Source organism: Vibrio sp. JZG120 (genome assembly GCF_053890955.1).
On the sequence record NZ_JBSRRK010000004.1, the window covers coordinates 40,011 to 56,640 of the forward strand.

The following is a 16,630-nucleotide window of genomic DNA, read 5'->3' on the forward strand; positions in this document are numbered from 1 at the left end:
ATCGATTGCTTTAGGGTGGTTAGTTATAAATTTTATTGTTGAAATCTTACTCTAATTGTTTGTTTTATATTTGAAAATATTAGAAAGATATAGGTTTTTACTTAATACATTCATTTTCATTGAATTACGATGAAAAACAGTAAATAATATTGTCCCGTTTATACGGGGCTTTTTTCTTTCGGAGGCACAATGCTTTACCGTCTAGCCAGAACTGGCTTTTTCCAACTCGATGCCGAGAAGGCACACGATCTTGCAATCAAGAACTTCCAACGCTTTAACGGCACACCACTTGATCTCTTCTACCGCCAACAATTACCAACTCGTCCAGTTGAGTGTATGGGACTAACATTCCGTAACCCAGTAGGTCTTGCGGCTGGCTTAGATAAAAACGGTGAATGCATTGAAGCATTTGATGCCATGGGCTTTGGCTTTGTCGAAGTTGGCACAGTAACACCTCGTCCGCAACCAGGGAATGATAAACCACGCTTATTTCGCTTAGTCGAAGCTGAAGGTATCATCAATCGCATGGGCTTTAACAACCTAGGCGTTGATAATTTGGTCGAGAATGTAAAGCAAGCAAAGTTCAACTGTGTTCTCGGAATTAATATTGGTAAAAACAAAGACACACCAATTGAGAAAGGGGCAGAGGACTACCTGATTTGTATGGAGAAAGTGTATGAGTACGCAGGCTACATTGCGGTTAATATCTCATCACCAAACACTCCGGGTCTTCGTTCACTTCAATATGGTGAAGCGCTTGATGAACTACTTTCTGAATTAAAAGCGAAACAAGCGGAACTTTCAGAGAAATACAACAAATACGTCCCGCTAGCATTAAAAATTGCGCCTGATTTGAGTGACGAAGAAATCTGCCAAATCTGCGATTCTTTATTGAAAAACAATATAGATGGTGTGATCGCGACTAACACAACTCTGGATCGCACGATCGTAGAAGGAATGAAACACGCCAATGAGGCAGGTGGTTTAAGTGGTCGCCCTGTGCAATCACGCTCTACGGAAGTCGTACGTAAGCTTCATGAAGAGCTAGGAGACAAACTTCCAATTATCGGTGTTGGTGGTGTGGATTCCTATGTTGCAGCCAAAGAAAAGCTGATGGCAGGCGCTAAACTTGTTCAAGTCTACACCGGCTTTATTTACCACGGCCCAGGCCTAGTACGTGATATTGTTAAGAATCTTTAACATACACATCAAAAACCACTGAAAAATCAGTAGCTATTACATAAAAAAGAGGACTTTGTTTCCTCTTTTTTTTTATCCGTTCGTTTGTAAAATTTAAAAATCACGAGTAGGTAATTAAGCGTCTTACCTCTTTACCACTGATTTAACTAGTCAAGAGAGAACGGAATAATGCTTAAACCCAGCGACAAATGGAATTGGTATTTTGACGAGCAAAAAGCTTGCTTAATGCTGGATCTGGGGGAGGAAATGATTTTCCAAACCAATTTATCCCGAAAATTGTTGGTTAACTGTGCCTTCTCAAACAATGAATTTACCGTTGATGACGCCAGTGCATTCCAAACGTTTAATGAACGTATTCGATGCCTCGACATCAGTGAATACCGCCAAGCTGAGTTAACACTGTATTGTGTTGCGGCAAAGCGCTTTCATAAACCTGTACAGCCTAAAAGCTGGTTCTTTGACGCACAGTCCTCAGGTTACGAGCCTGAAGAAGGGGACATGGTCTTTCTAACAAACCAATATTCTGATGGCATGTTCATCGTGTTAGAACCAGGCGAGACGTCGAGCTTATGTGCTTATGTTAACCAAGAAGCGTTTGTGCTTGATGGCAATAAGGCGCTTCAGTTTGGGCAGCCGATTAAAGTAATGCATGACCGCATGGCTTGTGCAAATCACCTCTTTGCAATAACCCCTATGGCAATGGTGGGGTAAACCTGTTTAATTTTTTCTTTATTTCGTTCCTTTGTTTGCATTAGTCGACCTCGTTAGGTCGATTTTTTTTGTCCTTTCCTTTGATACTAGATCCCCATCAGCCATGAAACTGTATGTTTTCTATGCATGCAAACATGAAGCTGGTCACTTTTATTTTACTTATTTCAATCTGATGACTCCCTTAACTAGGCAACCTAGCGCTTAAAATGACCCCATTTATTCCCCTATAAGGCAAAAATGTAAGTAACTTACATCAATAATCATTGCCTGGTATATACCAAAGTTTATGTAAATAAGTATTCACTTCTTTCCAAGGGAACAAAATTTCGATCGTGAATAAAAAATACTCAAATTGAAGATGTTGAAAGTTTCAGATCATTTTGTTGGTGATGATTTGAACTAACAGGTGGGGAAATTCCTTTAAAAACGAGGCATTGATCGTAAAGTCAGGTATAATTGAAGCCATTTTTTATCAGCGAAAGAACACTATGAATCAATATCTCGCGGTAACTTCAAATGGCATGGAAAATTTGCTTGTTGAAGAACTGACTAAACTAGGCATTGAAAATGCGAAACCAGTACAGGCAGGCGTAAAATTTAAAGCGACAAACGAACAGGTTTATCGCTGTTGTTTGTGGAGCCGTTTAGCGTCTCGATTTGTACGTGTTTTATCTGAGTTCACGTGTAACAACGACATGGACTTGTATTTATCTACATCTGCTATTAACTGGGTTAACCAATTTCATAGCTCTAAACGTTTTGTTGTGGACTTTAACGGCACAAACCGTGAGATCAGAAATAGCCAATACGGTGCGATGAAAGTCAAAGATGGCATCGTAGATTGCTTTGAAAATAAAGGTTTGCCGCGTCCCAACATCAGTAAAGAACGCCCAGATGTTCGTATTCACGTTCGTTTGCATAAAGATAAAGCGTTGCTTGGGATCGATATGGTAGGCAGTGGTTTGCATCAACGTGGCTACCGACCAGAATCGGGTCGTGCCCCGTTACGTGAAACGCTTGCTTCTGCGATTATCATGCGTTGTGGCTGGGATGGGCATCAACCATTACTCGATCCAATGTGCGGTTCTGGTACTTTGCTTATTGAAGCTGCGATGATGGCTGCCAACATGGCTCCTGGCGTTAAGCGAAAGCAATGGGGTTTCGAAGTGTTGGAAGACTTTGAACCAGAGACTTGGGCAGAGATTAAATCAGAGGCTAATGTTCAAGCTAGACGAGGTGTCAAGAAAGTTGACGCTAAGTTTTTTGGCTTCGATAACGACCCTAAAGTATTAAAAGTTGCTCAAGAAAACGCGCGCAGAGCAGGCGTTGAAGAATTGATTGAGTTCGCACAAGGTGATGCTGCAACCATTACTCGTCCTGCAGGATTCGAACACGGTGTTATCGTTTCAAACCCACCTTACGGTGAACGTCTAGGAACTGAGCCGGGGCTAATTGCGCTCTACACCGCATTTGGTGGACAGCTAAAATCTGAGTTTGGTGGATGTAAAGCCTCTATCTTCTCGAGTTCAGACGAGCTGCTGAGCTGTCTTCGTATGCGTGCTGATAAACAATTTAAATTGAATAATGGTGCGTTACCTTGTCACCAAAAGAACTACAGTATTGCAGAGCGCAGTGCTGATGAAGTGAAGGGTGCTGATACTAATGTTCAAATCGCACCAGACTTTTCAAATCGTTTAAAGAAAAACATTGGCAAGATTGGCAAGTGGGCCCGTAAAGAGAAGCTTGATTGCTACCGAATCTATGACGCTGATCTTCCTGAATACAATGTGGCGATAGACGTATACGGCGATCAAATCGTAATTCAAGAGTATGCTGCGCCAAAAAACATTCCAGAAGAAAAAGCAAAACGTCGCCTAACGGATATCATTCGTGCAACGATTCAGGTGACAGGTGTAGAGGCGAACAAAGTAGTACTTAAAGTTCGTGAAAAGCAGAAGGGTCGCAGCCAATACCAAAAATTAGGTCAGGTATCAGAGACGCTTGAAGTAAACGAGTACGGTGTGAAGCTGATCGTAAACCTTCATGACTATCTAGACACTGGCTTGTTCTTGGATCATAAGATCACTCGTCGTCGCTTAGGTGAAATGGCGCAAGGTAAAGATTTCTTAAACTTGTTTGCATATACTGGGAGTGCGACGGTTCACGCAGCGGTTGGTGGCGCTCGTTCCACAACGACTATTGATATGTCAAATACCTACTTGAACTGGGCGAAAGACAATATGGAGCTTAACGGCTGTGTAGGACGTCAGCATCGCTATGAACAAGCAGACTGCTTGCAATGGCTAGAAAACGCGAAAGGTGAGTACGACTTGATCTTTATTGATCCACCTACGTTCTCTAACTCTAAGCGTATGGAAACATCATTCGATGTACAACGTGATCACATTAAACTGATGAAGAATCTTAAACGTTTACTAAGAAGTGAAGGCACTATCGTATTCTCGAATAACAAGCGCCACTTCAAGATGGATGAAGAGTCGCTGGCTGAACTTGGTTTGAAGGCTCAGAATATTTCTTCTCAAACGTTACCATTAGATTTTGCGCGTAATAAACAGATTCATAACTGTTGGCTAGTAACGCATGCGTAGTATAAACAAAAGGATTAATACGTGCTGATATTGTATAGCACGGAGGGATGCCATCTTTGTGAGATGGCATTTGCTCTAGTAGACCAAATTGGTTTGGCCGAGCAAACAGATATCATTGATATTGCGTTCGATGATGTACTGTTCTCTCGTTACGGCGTCACAATACCCGTATTAAAGTATCAAGATTCTGAGTTGAACTGGCCGTTTGACTTAGAACAACTCACACATTGGTTGGATAATAATGGCATTACTTACCATTCATAACGCACAACTTGCATTTGGTGACCACCCATTACTGGACAAAGCGGAGTTCGCTCTTCAAGAAAACGAACGCGTATGTTTAGTGGGTCGCAACGGAGCAGGTAAGTCCACGTTAATGAAAGTGCTTGCCGGCGACATTTTGTTGGACGACGGCAAGATTCAAATCACTCAAGACGTCGTTGTTTCTCGACTTGAACAAGATCCACCGCGTAATCAAGAGGGTACGGTTTACGAATACGTATCTGGCGGTTTGGCTGAAATCGGCGAACAACTGAAGATCTATCACGATCTTCTCGATCTTGTTGCTCAAGACCCGAGTGAGAAAAACATCCACCGTTTAGCCAAGGTTCAAGAGCAGCTTGACCATTCTAATGCTTGGCGTTTTGATGACCGTGTTAAGAACGTACTTGGTGCTTTAAAACTAAGTCGAGAAACTAAACTGACCGATTTATCCGGTGGTTGGCAACGTAAAGCCGCTTTAGCTCGCGCGCTGGTTTGTGACCCTGATGTATTACTTCTTGATGAGCCAACAAACCATCTTGATGTAACAACTATCGAATGGTTAGAGAACTTCTTAAAAGACTTCAAAGGCTCGATCATCTTTATTTCTCACGACCGTGCGTTCATCAAATCAATGGCAACACGCATTGTTGATTTAGATCGCGGGCAATTAGCTTCTTTCCCTGGTGATTACGACAACTACCTAGAAGAAAAAGAAGAGATGCTCCGCGTTGAAGAAATGCAGAATGCTGAATTCGACAAAAAACTTGCTCAAGAGGAAGTTTGGATTCGGCAGGGCATTAAAGCACGCCGAACTCGAAATGAAGGTCGTGTACGCGCATTGAAGAAACTGCGTGAAGAGCGTCGCGATCGCCGGGATGTCCAAGGCAAAGTTAACCTTAATATCGATGATGCTTCACGTTCAGGGAAAATTGTATTTGAAGCAGAAAACATATCTTTTGCTTACGAAGGCAAGACAATCGTCGACAACTTTAGCTTTAACATTATGCGCGGTGACCGTATTGCACTTATCGGACCAAATGGCTGCGGTAAGAGTACGGTACTTAAATTGCTATTAGGGCAATTGGAATCGCAGTCTGGTCGTTTACACTGCGGAACAAAATTAGAAGTCGCGTACTTTGATCAGTACCGAGAGATTTTGGATCCAGAAAAGACAGTGATCGATAACTTAGCGGATGGGAAACAAGAAGTAATGGTTGGGGGACGTCAGCGTCATGCGCTGAGTTATCTTCAAGACTTCTTATTTGCACCTAAGCGCGCAAGAACTCCGGTTAAGGCGCTCTCTGGTGGTGAGAAAAACCGATTACTGCTAGCTCGTATCTTGTTGAAACCAAACAACTTACTTATTCTTGATGAACCAACCAACGATTTGGATATCGAAACGTTGGAACTTTTAGAAGAAATGCTTGCCAACTATCAGGGCACGTTGCTTTTAGTTAGCCACGACCGAGAGTTTGTTGATAATACCGTTACCACAAGCTGGATCTTCGAAGGGAACGGAGTGATTGAAGAGTTTGTTGGTGGTTATCACGATGCAAGACAGCAGCGTGAACAGGTATTGGCGGTTCGTCAAGCGGTTGAAAAGCCAGCGAAAAGAGAAAAAGTGGTTGAAGAAACTCCCAAAACAACTCAACCTAAGAACAACTCGAAGAAGTTATCGTATAAGCTGCAAAGAGAATTAGAAGCTCTACCAGCTAAACTAGAACAATTAGAGTCGGATATCGAGGGCCTTCAGGAGCAAGTGAACGATCCAGAGTTCTTTGCTAAACCTGTAGAGCAAACTCAGCCGGTATTGGAACAGCTTGCTGCGCTAGAGCAGGAGTTGGAAAACGCATTCGAGAGATGGGAAGAACTCGAAGCAATGCAACAGGATAGTTAAGAATTCAATGAATTGTAGTAATAAATTCAAATTGACCGCCATTGCGATGATGGTTGGTACCACAATGAACGCACAGGCGGCATTGTATCAAGTGGTTGAGGTTTCACCTCAGGATCATGGTTCAAACGGTGACTACCAAACGGCTTACGGTGTTGCAATTCAGCAAGGTGATGCGGGTACAGATCCTTCAACAGGTTCCCCTTTCGCTTTGGGCTGTTTTGATGCGGCAGCAAACTGTACACCAGACCAATTTAAGCTTGCGATGGAAACTCGCACAACACCTATTTCAGCAACACAAGCCGTGGATGGAAATAGCTATCGTGAGGAAATTCCATTTGGATTGGACGCGGGCTTTTATTACATCCAAGAACTCAAAGATTTTGAACGTTACTGTTATAACCAGCTTCGCTATTCTACTTGTGACTCTTGGGCTTCTGTAAACTGGACCCCATGGAACAAAGAGCGTAGTAAAGACTTTACTTCTAATGCGTTAGCATTTGTAGAAGGCGATTCTGCTGCTTATAAAAATGAATATAACAATGTTATCAATCAGCTTACCGAAGATGGTGCCGCTGTCGGTAATCAAAGTAAAGTCAACAGTGAAAACAAGTCGACACTGGAAACAAGAAATACCGTCGTAGCACCTGTTGAACCAAATTTTGTTACAGGTGATAACGACGCAAGCGTTGTGCAAAGCCACGCTTGGAAAACCGATGGCACTTTTACCGTTGGTAGTGTATCTCGAACAGCAAGTAATACCAATGGCGCTCACCACACATCGAAAGCAGCTATTTGGGATCAAAGTGGAACCGTCAGTGAATTGGCTTGGCCAAGTGGCACATCTAAAGATGGAGAAAGACTGGCTCAAGGAAGCATGCGTGACCTTGTCACAGATGGAACAACGGTTTACGGCGTGGGTTACAACACATACAGTGATGATAACTATCTGAATGCTACTGTTTTTGTCGGAACACTAGAGGCAGAAGGTAGCGTTGAAAACGCAACTTGGAAAAACAAAGTTGTTGTAGGAGCTAGACAGCGTGAAGGTGATGATACGGTTCATACAAACTCACGATTAACCGATGTTAACTCAAATTTTGTTGCTATTGGTGAAGCAAAACGTTCCGGCGGATATCTAATGCCAACGGGCTCTGCTCCAAATCGTCTCTTTATCGTAAATGATGTTCGTAAGGATTCTATTAACGCTTTTTACCCAAGTACCGGAATTTTCTTCAGCGGTGCGGGCGGTAAGATGGGCGGGATCAACTCTTACAATGAAATTGTCGGACAACTTGATGCGGAAACGACTCGTGAAGACGATGGTAAGCCACGTCGTAAGCGCGGTTTTATCTACCCATATAGCCTAGGTGGCGAGACTAGTGAACGTGCTTCAACACTATTTAATGGAAAAGCTTGGTTCCTAGATAGTTTGACTAATGGCGGTGACTACTCTGAACAAAACAACCAGTTCCGTATCATTGACGCAACCGATATCAACGATGCAGGTGTGATTTCTGGTACCGCGATGAAATGTGCTGGCGGTTACAGTACAACAGCAAACAATGCGACATGTAGTTCTGATGAGCAAATCGTAGCAGTAAAATTGGTGCCTATTGCAGGTGCGACTGAGAAGGACATTGTGTCTCGAAGCGTTGACTCAACGACAACAGAGCGTCAAGGTGCAGGCCTTGGTTGGTTAGCTTTGACCATGCTTGGATTGTTTGGGTTCCGTAGAAAATAGTCAAAAATCGTCAGTAATTTTTAAATCAAGCAGAGGCTCACACATTTGAGCCTCTGCTTTTTTTATGCCTTGAGAAATCACTCAACTTGATCGATTCTTATAAGTGGAGTCATAAAAACTCCATCAAAGTTTCACAATAACAGCTGTACGTTAGTAAATGGACCTGTATGAGGAATTAACTATGAAGAGACAAAAGCGTGATCGCCTAGAACGAGCTCAATCTCAAGGCTATAAAGCTGGGTTGAATGGAAGGTCTCAAGAGGCTTGCCCATATCAACAAGTTGATGCTCGGTCGTATTGGTTAGGTGGTTGGCGTGATGCCAGAGATGAAAGACAATCTGGTCTCTACAAATAAACTCTCCACATACAAAAAGAAGGATTCGAAAGGGCTCTACGGAGCCTTTTCTACATTTATAGACTAGGCAAACAAAAAGGCCCCTAAATAGGAGCCTTTATAAATCGATTAAAGTCGTGATTAGAAGTTTGAAGTGTCTTGGAACAAACCAACTTTCAAATCTTTCGCAACGTAGATTTCTTTGCCATCTACGCATACACGACCGTCAGCCAAACCCATTACTAGTTTACGATTTACGACGCGTTTCATATGGATTTCGTAGGTTACTTTTTTCGCCGTCGGTAGGATTTGGCCTGTAAACTTCACTTCACCAACACCTAGAGCGCGACCTTTACCTTTACCGCCAACCCAGCCAAGGAAGAAGCCAACAAGTTGCCACATCGCGTCAAGGCCAAGGCAGCCAGGCATTACTGGATCACCAGGGAAGTGGCAATCAAAGAACCACAAATCTGGAGTAATATCCAATTCCGCCAAGATCAAACCTTTACCAAAATCGCCCTCTGTCTCAGACATTTTAGTAATACGATCCATCATTAGCATGTTTGGCGCAGGAAGCTGAGGGTAACCAGGCCCAAACAGTTCCCCTTGGCTAGAAGCAAGTAGATCGTCACGGTTATAAGAATCACGTTTGTTTTGCATTATCAATTACTCCAATTTTTGATAGCTGCATCTTAGTGAACACGTGTACGCTAAACAACTCCGATCAGTACTAGACAAACCAGTTTTTGATGCGCTGCACAATTCCTTCTGGATGCTCATGTCTTTCAAAGTTTTCAATACGTTCCGCTATTTTGCCAATAATGCTCTCGTCTTCGCCTCTAAAAGGTTTATTCATAACAATCGGAATAGCTTCATCTACCGTAGAGACGGACCAAATATGGAACTCACCATTTTTAATGCTTTCTATTACATCTTTATGTAATGCAAGGTGTTTAAGGTTTGATTTCGGCATGACAACGCCTTGATTTCCCGTAAAACCCTGATGTTTACAAACCTGATAAAAACCTTCAATTTTCTCGTTCAAGCCACCGACTGCTTGCACTCGACCAAACTGATCGACGGCTCCTGTAACCGCAATTTGTTGATTAATTGGAGATTCAGATAACGCACTCACCAAACAACAAAGTTCTGCGAGAGATGCGCTGTCACCGTCAACTTCACTATAAGACTGTTCAAATACAATCGAGGCAGAGTAAGGCAGAGGTTCATCCAGTTTTAGAGCAGAGCTTAAGAAAGCTTGCATAATCATCATGCCTTTCGCATGTAGATTGCCGCCAAGTTCAGCTTTGCGCTCAACATCGGAAACATCGCCATCACCAAAGTGAATTACACACGATATTCTAGCAGGCTCACCATAGCTGACAGGGTGTCCAGCCATATCGATGACGGTTAGGCCATTGATTTGACCAACTTGCTTCCCAGTTGTCTCAATGATGACTTGGCCATCTAAAATATCGTACACGGCACGCTGAGGAAGATAGGATTCGCGGTAATACTTGTCGTCAATCGCTTTATCTAATGACTCGTAATCTAATGTTTGGCCATCACTGAACTGGCTGGCAAGTGTTAGAAGTTGAGAATGCCACATTACACCTAACGGCAAATAATGTTGATCTTCAGTAAATCTCATACCAGCTAGCAATAGTCTTCTAAAGCCACATTCCGTTAAGTGAGGCAGCTGATATTGAGAACATATCCAGTTCACCAAACCAAAGTAATCTGTCAAATTCTGCTCTGACAAATGAATATCTTCTTCAACTTCGGTATACATGGCAAAGCCTGAACAAAAGTCCTCGTCGATATATTCTAGCTCTGCTAACTGACTTCTTTCCCCAGTTACAATCAGTTTTACATCATAAGCTTTAGATGACGGTACTGAAGTAGGTAAGCGAGTAGGGCTTAGGTTCAGTGGCTCGATAAGGTTTTGTTGAATTGCAGACTTTATATTTGGCCAAAGTCCCGGGTTAGCCAGAATGAGATTAGCAGGTACAATCAAATAACCGTCGTCAGCTTGTGAAATCAAGCCAGGTTGGAAGGCAATATCACCACTTACATCAACACTGTAACGGTCAAATAAACGTTTGGCATCAAGTGATTCCGACAAAACAATCGCAGCGTTAGAATGACTCTGAAGAGCTTTACTGATGAACTCTCTATAGACAGAATTATCGACGCAGTTAATGAGTAGCACGCGTGTCAATCCCGACATTTTGGAAAAGCGAGATATCGTTGCCGACATCCTCGGTTGAAGATCAGTAAAAGACTTCTTTGGTAACGAAGGTGCAGACTTTAAAAGTGCTTCGTACTGCTCAAGTGAAGGTGTTACGTCTTGCCAATTAAGTTGGTTCATTAAAATTCATCGTAATTCAATCTTGCCGACATTATAACGAAATGGACTATAACACCCTAGCACCAATTTGGTTCGCTCAAGGCATTCAACACTCAATGAACAATACTTAGACAAATGAGTGATCAACATCGATACTTCTAAGAGTTTTATTTGCCCAAGTAAATTATCTGGGTTACGCTGTCACTAGGTTATGTTTATGGGTCGGAATAAATGAAATATCAGCAGCTTGAGAATCTAGAGTGTGGGTGGAAATGGAAGTATCTCATCAAGAAATGGAAAGATGGTGAAGCGATTACCCGACATATTGATACAAGTGAAGCAGATGCCGCGGTTGCAGAGCTAAAACGGCTTGAACACGAACCTACGCTTGTATTAGCTTGGATAGAAAACCACATGTCAGAAGAGTTGGACAACAAACTCAAGCAGGCTATCCGAGCGAAAAGGAAGCGTCATTTCAATGCAGAGCAAGTCCATACAAAGAAAAAGTCCATTGATTTAGATTATCGAGTTTGGGAAAAGCTTTCTAGCAGAGCAAACGAGCTCGGTTGTACGTTATCTGACGCAATTGAATATCTACTTTCTGAAGCATCGAGAAGTGAAAAAGCGAGTCAAAAAGTTACCTCAATCAAAGAGGATTTGAGTAAATTGCTATCTAGCTAGGATAGGGAGTGCCAAATGTTATATGTAATCTTAATTGCTGCCATCGTGATCTTTTGGTTGATCGCAGTTGATAGACCAGTGCTAAAAGTAAAGTTTGATAACGGCCATATCAGTAACGTAAAAGGGCATCTACCACCTTCTTTCAAACATAACTTACAAGATATTAGTGAACACAATCCGTTTAGTGGTGAAATGAAGGTATATAGCCAACGAACCGGCATGCGTTTGAGCTTCTCCAAGGACGTTCCCAAAAAAATCCAACAGCGGATTCGCAACGTTTTTCCGCATCAAGGTTTCAAAGCGAGCAAAGGCAAGAAGCGAGCTTAATTACATATCAGTTACTTAATCGTGTTAAATGGGACGCAATATAGCGTCCCATTTTCGTATCTATAGAAAAATTATTTATCATTGATTAATCAATAAGATAAACGGACTTAAACTATGCGATACGTTGTAACTTTAATGATCTTTCTCTTTGTAAGTGCTTCAGCTTTGTCTGACGACTCGGAAACGAATCCATTGGCTAAAAAGATTAAAACTAAGATTCAAAGGAAAGCAGACAATAAATTTGATGACTACCAAGGTTATTGTGATGTCATGATAGAGATGGAACACAAAGGTAAAAAAGCAGTAATAAAAAGAGTAACCAGTAGTGGTGACAAAAAAGTTTGTCGGTATGTGAAATCCAACTTGAGGAAAGGAAAACGCTATCGTTATAAATATCCAGAAAAGTATATTCGGCTTCATATAGCCACAGGTTCGTGATTGCAATGTTGATTAGAAGCATCGGGCAGCAAGAGCGCAAAGCTTTCAGACCCGATGAACTAAATGAAAATGAAGTGGCTCTCGTGTAATTGGTTGGGAATGCAGGCTAGGTGAGATAAACCAATCAACTCGAAATGATAATCTGCAGATAAAAGCAGTATGGGAAGGAATTGCAAAAAAGTTTAATGGGCTTGGATTGTCAGGAATCTCAATGGCTTGCACTGGATTAGCCTTAGTGATTGCAAGTCCACAGGAACCCCTATATCAGTGCGCATTATATGTGTTATGTTAAATTGAATGTGCTCGTACGCCAAATGTTGCCAATGAGCACTCCTATTCCCCTGTGAATTTGAAATTTAAAGACTTTAATGTGAGTATTAAACATAATGGCTATTTACCATAAAATACTTAATATAGATCTTAATAATCTATCGATTGTTAAGATCTATATTAATGCTTTTTCTACTTACAGAAATGGCTGTATAGCTTCAAAGATATCTTGTCTTCGAACTGGTTTGGAAATGAATCCATCCATACCTGCGTCAAGGCATTTATCTCTATCACTTTCTAGCGCATGAGCGGTTAATGCGATGATTGGAGTCTTGAAGCCTTTATCTCGGAGAAGCCTTGTTGCAGTAATCCCATCCATCACTGGCATCGAGACATCCATAAGAATCAGGTCGATTAAATCCTCATTTTCCTCTAAGAACGTTAATGCTTCTGCTCCATGACTTGCGATATGAACATTATGACCAAGCTTATTTAAAATAAGCTTTATTACAAACTGATTCGACTCGGTATCTTCGACTACGAGAAGATCCATCGCTTTTATTGGTTGGTTGTTTTCTATTTTAACTGGACGATTTTGATTGCACCGAGTTAAAACGGGAATCTTAATAGTAAATGTTGAGCCGACATGCTCGTCACTTTTAACGATAATCTTGCCGCGCATCATTTCAACTAAATGCTTGGTTATTGCTAGCCCTAGTCCTGTACCACCAAAGCGTCTCGTGATGGAACGATCACCTTGATGAAATGCCGTAAATAGATGTTCTTGCTTGGCTTTAGATATACCAATTCCGGTGTCTGATATTGAAATTACAAGCTCGGAGTCTTGCTCAGATACTGAAACTTTTACTTCTCCTTCATCAGTAAACTTTATTGCATTCCCAATAAGATTAAACAGGATTTGAGATAATCGCGTAGAGTCAATCCAAAACTGTTTGTCGGTAGTTACCATGCAATTGAGTTTAAATTGAAGGCTCTTCTTCTTAGCTATTTGTTTTTGTTGAGAAATAACAAAAGTGACAGTGTCTCTTAAATTAACCCACTGCTCATTGAGTTGAAAGCGACCTGATTCAATTTTTGAGAGGTCAAGGATGTCGCTGATAATCGCGAGAAGCAACTCCGCTGAGCATTCCATTTGGCTCAGGGCATCGATTTGCTCTTCTGATAAGGTGGATTGTTTCAGAATATCGAGCATTCCAAGGACGGAATTTAGAGGGGTTCTAATTTCATGACTCATCATCGCTAAGAATTCTGACTTTGAGCGATTTGCAAGCTCTGCTTCTTCTCTTGCTTTAGCAAGCTGAGTTGTTCGCACTTCAACAATACGTTGTAACTTCTCTTTGGTCTCAATATCGATGACAGCCCTCTCAATTAAAGGCCGAAAGCGTCTTAAGGTTTCCTTATTTTCTATGCTAAAGTGCCCTTTCTTAGCACCAATAAGTAAGATGACCGTTTGTGTTACTTCTGAACGTATGCCCGTTAGGACTACCGAGTTTACATGGCTTTTTATAAAGCTGTTCAGGTTAATAAACTCCGCAAGCCTATCTGGTTCGAACAGCAGAATACATTCGCCATTCAGCGCCCTCTCAGATGCGTTACCGTGTAACCAAGATATGTTATCAAATACACTATTTGTCGATATCAACGTTTTGAAGGGGTACCTCTCATCATCACGAGTTAGAACGATAAAATCATCAAAGTTGATGTACTTCTTAAGGACATTATTTAATCCCGTAAATATCTCGTGCCGGTTTTTTGCTTCACTCATCGCGGATATCGCTGAAAGAATAGCTTTATTCTCATCGGCGAGCAGTCGCTCTCTTTGCCTAGCCTGTTTTAGTTCGACTAACGCTTCTTGCAGCGCTTCCTGTTGGTATATGTCTAAGTATTTATCTTTCATAAGGTTTATGGAATATCGCTGATGAAATCATCAGGTTTCCATGTCCATTCTCACCACCAATAAATCTACCTTGCTCACCAAAAGTAAAAGGGCAAATAAAAGGTAACTGTTCTAGTTCTTGGTTAATTTGTTCACAAACGCTATTCATGTCTTGCATTAAGTGCAACATAGGACCTGCGCAAAAGATGTTTATCACCCCAATTTTTCGAGATTCTTCTAATTTTTGATTAAAGGCTGCATTTACAACTTTAGCGGCGCGTGCAACGAGGTGTTCTCTGCTTCCTTTCATTAAAGTGAGTTCATCACCCTCTTCTATTCGTGTAAATAGCTCAATTCCTCCATCTCGCGTCTCACGAATTGGATGGGACAATTTGTAATATGGACGCTCATAGAGGTGGCCAGCGACACGCCCTAGTGGATAAGCACTCGAGTTTGTAAATAGCAGGTTGTTTTTACCTACTTGGTTATCTTGATGGTTTGTCCACTTTCTATAAACATTGAGGGCCGGTTCGTCATCAATTTCTAGCAAGCACCTATCGTTAGTTTTGGTTGCAACCCCTTTGATATTGGTTGGAGTGTGCCCAGCACTAAAAGCAATATCAACAGGCTGTGAGGAGTAAAATAGTGTCAGACTTAAACCTGCAGTTTGAGATCCTTGGGTGGTAATGACAGACCATTTTCCCGCGATATGATTATCAGCGGCTGAACCACCAATAATTGGGATCAGCGTACCAAACCTTTCATCTATAGATGCAATGATTGATTCCTCTTGCCCTGGAGTTGCATGAAGCAGTATTAAGTTTGGCACTTCTCCTACGCGGTTAGCGTTCTCAAGAGCCATATCTAAGGCTCTAGTTACACTGTCACCTGAATCATAGTTAGAAATACCAGTGCCATAAGCATGAGGGCCTGAGTCATAAATTGCGAGCGCCGCAATCACTGGGCCCGTATGAAACCCCTGGTCTGTCATTACTGCTTGGCATGAACTGGCGCCATGAAAAGGCACTCCAGGAAAATGTTCAAGAAAAGCTTCTCGAATTAACTCGAAGTCGTACTCTTCCGTGTAGTAGCACATCACGTAAGACAAGTTCTGTTGTGTCAGCTCGGACCTAAGCGTTTCTATCGCTGAGTCTTCATCTTTAATATGAGTAAAAACTGATTGGCAATGCATACGATTTTATAATTGGGTATCACTCTGCTGTTATACCATTCCAACCAATTTTCTCTAGGTAAGAAGGTGAAAATTTCATTAAGAAGTTGCGATTATCTCGTGACAGATCGTATTTATAATTGAACTACAACAATGTTTTCGCCTTTTTTAAAGGTAATTTTTCTTGATTCAGGCATGGTGTCCCATTCCATGTTCTTATGTTCCCGATCGAGATTGATAAATTCGCCAGATTGATTTAGATCAATTTTTAGAGTGCTACTTTTCATCGTTTCGAGCGAAATTCCCGCCGAGTCACGATTAATTGTGATTATTTCACCTTCAATTGTTACATCACATCGTTCTTTTTGTGAACAGTCAATGCTGGTAACGCTCTCGTGTGTAAAGGTACGCCAGAAAAATGCGCCTATTAACACACTGAGCATGATTAAGATTTGTGCAAGTCGCGCCTTTGTTAACTTTTGTGCAGGCATAATTACTAATATCCTTGTTACAAACTTCAAACTTTTTAAATAAAAAATGATTTCCAGGGGGCCAGTAAGGTTACTACCCTGTCATTGAATTGTTAATTCAAGTATAGTGTCACGCTGAAAATGCCACTTTTTATTAAAGTCAGCAATGGAAATAAGGTGATGATAACACTTGAATTCTAGAGTTTACTTGGGTGGTGTTACGACGCAAGTCGTGTTGGAAGTAAAAGTGTAGTTAATTAGAAATTGGAA

Annotated in this window: 15 protein-coding genes and 1 pseudogene; 11 read left to right on the forward strand and 5 right to left on the reverse strand. The window is 41.6% G+C overall.

Annotation, left to right across the window (positions count from 1 at the left end):
• The first annotated feature begins 189 nt into the window (after positions 1 to 189).
• From pyrD to rmf, 7 genes are all read left to right on the forward strand, one after another.
• Positions 190 to 1,200 (forward strand): quinone-dependent dihydroorotate dehydrogenase, encoded by a 1,011-nt coding sequence (pyrD, locus tag ACWPOD_RS08635; protein ID WP_006743218.1) that lies wholly within the window; start codon positions 190 to 192, stop codon positions 1,198 to 1,200.
• A gap of 168 nt (positions 1,201 to 1,368) precedes the next feature.
• Positions 1,369 to 1,911, forward strand: coding sequence for a cell division protein ZapC (locus ACWPOD_RS08640; protein ID WP_005396505.1), 543 nt, complete (start codon positions 1,369 to 1,371; stop codon positions 1,909 to 1,911).
• A 488-nt stretch (positions 1,912 to 2,399) separates the two neighbouring features.
• Positions 2,400 to 4,520, forward strand: coding sequence for a bifunctional 23S rRNA (guanine(2069)-N(7))-methyltransferase RlmK/23S rRNA (guanine(2445)-N(2))-methyltransferase RlmL (rlmKL, locus tag ACWPOD_RS08645; RefSeq protein ID WP_456231786.1), 2,121 nt, complete (start codon positions 2,400 to 2,402; stop codon positions 4,518 to 4,520).
• 21 nt (positions 4,521 to 4,541) lie between these two features.
• Positions 4,542 to 4,784: a glutaredoxin family protein gene (locus ACWPOD_RS08650; protein ID WP_456231787.1), complete on the forward strand. Its 243-nt coding sequence runs from the start codon at positions 4,542 to 4,544 to the stop codon at positions 4,782 to 4,784.
• A complete protein-coding gene (locus tag ACWPOD_RS08655; RefSeq protein WP_456231788.1) occupies positions 4,762 to 6,681 on the forward strand; it encodes an ABC transporter ATP-binding protein in 1,920 nt (639 codons plus the stop codon). Before ACWPOD_RS08650 ends, ACWPOD_RS08655 begins: the two co-directional genes overlap by 23 nt.
• A 7-nt stretch (positions 6,682 to 6,688) precedes the next feature.
• Complete coding sequence (locus tag ACWPOD_RS08660; protein ID WP_167426566.1) at positions 6,689 to 8,422, forward strand: DUF3466 family protein; 1,734 nt, start codon at positions 6,689 to 6,691, stop codon at positions 8,420 to 8,422.
• Positions 8,423 to 8,603: 181 nt separating this feature from the next.
• On the forward strand, positions 8,604 to 8,777 hold the full coding sequence (gene rmf / locus ACWPOD_RS08665; RefSeq protein ID WP_005377453.1) for a ribosome modulation factor: 174 nt from the start codon (positions 8,604 to 8,606) through the stop codon (positions 8,775 to 8,777).
• Between the two features lie 120 nt (positions 8,778 to 8,897).
• Here the strand turns inward: rmf and fabA are convergent, their stop codons facing one another.
• A complete protein-coding gene (gene fabA / locus ACWPOD_RS08670) occupies positions 8,898 to 9,416 on the reverse strand; it encodes a bifunctional 3-hydroxydecanoyl-ACP dehydratase/trans-2-decenoyl-ACP isomerase (protein ID WP_005396499.1) in 519 nt (172 codons plus the stop codon).
• Positions 9,417 to 9,486: 70 nt separating this feature from the next.
• Positions 9,487 to 11,127, reverse strand: a complete 1,641-nt coding sequence (locus ACWPOD_RS08675) for a S16 family serine protease (RefSeq protein ID WP_167426567.1) — start codon at positions 11,125 to 11,127, stop codon at positions 9,487 to 9,489.
• Positions 11,128 to 11,337: 210 nt separating this feature from the next.
• On the opposite strand from ACWPOD_RS08675, the gene matP reads away from it, so the two are divergent.
• The 4 genes and pseudogenes from matP to ACWPOD_RS08695 all read left to right on the forward strand — a co-directional run.
• Positions 11,338 to 11,787, forward strand: a complete 450-nt coding sequence (matP, locus tag ACWPOD_RS08680; RefSeq protein ID WP_005396497.1) for a macrodomain Ter protein MatP — start codon at positions 11,338 to 11,340, stop codon at positions 11,785 to 11,787.
• A 15-nt stretch (positions 11,788 to 11,802) separates the two neighbouring features.
• Positions 11,803 to 12,114 (forward strand): DUF3634 family protein, encoded by a 312-nt coding sequence (locus ACWPOD_RS08685; RefSeq protein WP_005396496.1) that lies wholly within the window; start codon positions 11,803 to 11,805, stop codon positions 12,112 to 12,114.
• A gap of 114 nt (positions 12,115 to 12,228) precedes the next feature.
• Positions 12,229 to 12,552 (forward strand): hypothetical protein, encoded by a 324-nt coding sequence (locus ACWPOD_RS08690; protein ID WP_104971713.1) that lies wholly within the window; start codon positions 12,229 to 12,231, stop codon positions 12,550 to 12,552.
• A gap of 130 nt (positions 12,553 to 12,682) precedes the next feature.
• A pseudogene (locus ACWPOD_RS08695) lies at positions 12,683 to 12,844 on the forward strand (DUF3693 domain-containing protein); the annotation flags it as partial.
• Positions 12,845 to 13,018: 174 nt separating this feature from the next.
• Here the strand turns inward: ACWPOD_RS08695 and ACWPOD_RS08700 are convergent.
• The 3 genes from ACWPOD_RS08700 to ACWPOD_RS08710 form a co-directional block, all read right to left on the reverse strand.
• Positions 13,019 to 14,740: an ATP-binding protein gene (locus ACWPOD_RS08700; RefSeq protein WP_048626397.1), complete on the reverse strand. Its 1,722-nt coding sequence runs from the start codon at positions 14,738 to 14,740 to the stop codon at positions 13,019 to 13,021.
• Entirely contained in the window at positions 14,730 to 15,911 is a 1,182-nt protein-coding gene (locus ACWPOD_RS08705) for an FIST signal transduction protein (protein ID WP_053807426.1), read from the reverse strand. The genes ACWPOD_RS08700 and ACWPOD_RS08705 overlap by 11 nt, the downstream gene beginning before the upstream one ends.
• Positions 15,912 to 16,024: 113 nt before the next feature.
• Complete coding sequence (locus tag ACWPOD_RS08710) at positions 16,025 to 16,381, reverse strand: hypothetical protein (protein ID WP_258632382.1); 357 nt, start codon at positions 16,379 to 16,381, stop codon at positions 16,025 to 16,027.
• Positions 16,382 to 16,630 lie beyond the last annotated feature (249 nt).

Excerpts from the sequence above, each read along its gene's own strand:
- pyrD (WP_006743218.1), top strand. The coding sequence starts at position 190 with ATGCTTTACCGTCTAGCCAGAACTGGCTTTTTCCAACTCGATGCCGAG.
- ACWPOD_RS08640 (WP_005396505.1), top strand. The coding sequence starts at position 1,369 with ATGCTTAAACCCAGCGACAAATGGAATTGGTATTTTGACGAGCAAAAA.
- rlmKL (WP_456231786.1), top strand. The coding sequence starts at position 2,400 with ATGAATCAATATCTCGCGGTAACTTCAAATGGCATGGAAAATTTGCTT.
- ACWPOD_RS08655 (WP_456231788.1), top strand. The coding sequence starts at position 4,762 with ATGGCATTACTTACCATTCATAACGCACAACTTGCATTTGGTGACCAC.
- ACWPOD_RS08660 (WP_167426566.1), top strand. The coding sequence starts at position 6,689 with ATGAATTGTAGTAATAAATTCAAATTGACCGCCATTGCGATGATGGTT.
- rmf (WP_005377453.1), top strand. The coding sequence starts at position 8,604 with ATGAAGAGACAAAAGCGTGATCGCCTAGAACGAGCTCAATCTCAAGGC.
- fabA (WP_005396499.1), bottom strand. The coding sequence starts at position 9,416 with ATGCAAAACAAACGTGATTCTTATAACCGTGACGATCTACTTGCTTCT.
- ACWPOD_RS08675 (WP_167426567.1), bottom strand. The coding sequence starts at position 11,127 with ATGAACCAACTTAATTGGCAAGACGTAACACCTTCACTTGAGCAGTAC.
- matP (WP_005396497.1), top strand. The coding sequence starts at position 11,338 with ATGAAATATCAGCAGCTTGAGAATCTAGAGTGTGGGTGGAAATGGAAG.
- ACWPOD_RS08685 (WP_005396496.1), top strand. The coding sequence starts at position 11,803 with ATGTTATATGTAATCTTAATTGCTGCCATCGTGATCTTTTGGTTGATC.
- ACWPOD_RS08690 (WP_104971713.1), top strand. The coding sequence starts at position 12,229 with ATGCGATACGTTGTAACTTTAATGATCTTTCTCTTTGTAAGTGCTTCA.
- ACWPOD_RS08700 (WP_048626397.1), bottom strand. The coding sequence starts at position 14,740 with ATGAAAGATAAATACTTAGACATATACCAACAGGAAGCGCTGCAAGAA.
- ACWPOD_RS08705 (WP_053807426.1), bottom strand. The coding sequence starts at position 15,911 with ATGCATTGCCAATCAGTTTTTACTCATATTAAAGATGAAGACTCAGCG.
- ACWPOD_RS08710 (WP_258632382.1), bottom strand. The coding sequence starts at position 16,381 with ATGCCTGCACAAAAGTTAACAAAGGCGCGACTTGCACAAATCTTAATC.